The following is a 2,065-nucleotide window of genomic DNA, read 5'->3' as shown; positions in this document are numbered from 1 at the left end:
CTATTTAACGAAGCTAGATGCCAATGAAAATACCTTTGATGATGATTCAATTTTATCTTTTGGTTTTCATAAAAAAGAACATCGTCTAAGTCCAAGAAATGCCCAGGTTGCTGCAAATCAATTTGATATATCGTTACAAGAACATCGCTCAAAATCTCTTTATCAAACTGATATAAAAGATAGCGATATATTGGTGTATTTTGATGAATCACATAAAATTAAATTAGAGAGCTATTACTGTTGTTATCAATTATTTAGTGCTGCGGATCTACTCGATAATGAGTATAAGCATGATTATGAAATAAACGATCCTTATAATGGAACAAATGAAAAAGTCTCTCAATGTTACAAAAAAATAGTTAACGCAGTTGATGGATTATACCGTTTGAAACAGGAGTCGCTGTAATGATGGGACCTAGACTTGCTATTGTGATCCACGCTGAAGAAGAGTTCGATTGGTCCGGTGATTTTAAACGGTCAAACAGAGACGTTAGTCATGGTAGGCACCTTATTCATTTAGTGGAAAGAATACTCACTACAGGGGCCAAAGTTACTTTAGCTATGGATCACCCTTTTGTAACCAGTGCTTCTGGAAAGGATGTCGTTACGCATTTTAAAAGCAGAGAACATAAATCCATAGAGTTTGCTGCACATCTTCATCCTTGGGTAAACCCTCCGTTTGAGTCAGATCTGGATATTGTTGACAACATCGACTCTTACCCTGGAAATTTAACCGAAGAATTGGAATTAAACAAACTTAATGCCCTGTCATCGGCCATAAAAGATGTGACTGGAAATGCACCAACCACATACCTAGCTGGTCGCTATGGTATTGGAGAAAACAGCTCAAAAGTACTTAGGGAGTTAGGATTTAAGGTTGACTTGAGCATCAGTGCGTATTGCGACTTTCAACATCAAGATGGGCCAGATTTTAGTCACTATACCAATAAAACCCACATTAAAGATGGTATTCAATATATCGCACATACGGGCTCGATTGTAAGTATCATCCCTTTTGTTTCAAGCTATTTTAATCAACATCCATCCATGTTTTCCCGCTGGCATGAACATAGATTAAAAAGAATTTTGYTGAAAATTTTGCGAGTTAAACGATATCGGTTATCTCCAGAAGGCTTTCAGTTTACACATTTAAAAAGCATGACAGAGAAACAGAGATTAATCGGGCAGGAAGATTTCGTCTTATCTTTTCATTCACCGAGTTCAAAACCAGGTTGTACCCCCTATGTCAGGACAGAGGCTGATTTAAAACGTTTCGAATCGAACACTATTGACTATATTAGCTGGTTTAAAAACCAGTTAAACGGAGAGTTTTTTCTTCCTAATGAACATAACATCTCTGATGTTGATGTTAGGTCTTAATATGCTTAGTACATTCCACACCACAGTATTGCCAAATGGTAGAGAATAATGGAAATTAAAAACGAACAGCCGTATTTTTCTGTCATTATCCCGACAAGAGATCGTCCTGAGCTATTCTTTAGAACGTTGGACTCAGTATTACAGCAAACATCTGAAAATTTTGAAATTATTGTTGTGAATGATGGTTCAGATGACGACAATCTAACCGTGTATCAGGAACGATTATCCGAAGTGGTCAAACTGGTCTCTTTTATCTCGTTAGTACATACACCTAATGGACACGGCCCCAGTTATTCAAGAAATTTTGGAGCTCGTATTGCAAAAGGTCAGTATCTTTGTTTTCTTGATGATGATGACGAATGGACAGATCCTGAATATTTAGGCCGTGTTTATTCGGAAATACAAGGGCAGGAAAATAGAGTTGATGCCTATTACTGTCATCAAAAAGCATACCTAACTAATGGTGAACAAAAAACCGAAACGATTTGGATAGAGGATTTAATTGAAGACGCTGAACTTGGGGCTGATTCAATAGCTAAACCTGTGTCGGTTAACTATATGTTAAAAAGTAATGGCTTTGCACATATGAATTGTTCGATTTACCGAAAGCCGTTTTTTAATGATGTTATTCAAGGCATGAACGAAAATATTCGTTACGAATCAGATAGAGACCTATATTATAGAG

At 36.7% G+C, this 2,065-nt stretch carries 3 protein-coding genes; all 3 read left to right on the top strand.

Annotated elements, in window-relative coordinates; translation table 11 throughout:
* A partial coding sequence (locus tag L4C32_RS20545) for an arsenate reductase/protein-tyrosine-phosphatase family protein (RefSeq protein WP_428198754.1) occupies window positions 1–406 on the top strand: 406 nt, incomplete at its 5' end.
* Window positions 406–1,380: a polysaccharide deacetylase family protein gene (locus tag L4C32_RS20540; RefSeq protein ID WP_428198753.1), complete on the top strand. Its 975-nt coding sequence runs from the start codon at window positions 406–408 to the stop codon at window positions 1,378–1,380. The genes L4C32_RS20545 and L4C32_RS20540, both read left to right, overlap by 1 nt.
* A gap of 48 nt (window positions 1,381–1,428) precedes the next feature.
* Window positions 1,429–2,065: glycosyltransferase family 2 protein (locus L4C32_RS20535; protein WP_428198752.1), on the top strand; the 637-nt coding region annotated here is incomplete at its 3' end.

The organism is Aliivibrio kagoshimensis (assembly GCF_050337105.1).
Taxonomy (GTDB): Bacteria; Pseudomonadota; Gammaproteobacteria; order Enterobacterales; family Vibrionaceae; genus Aliivibrio_A; species Aliivibrio_A kagoshimensis.
This window is presented reverse-complemented; position numbering and strand designations above follow the sequence as displayed.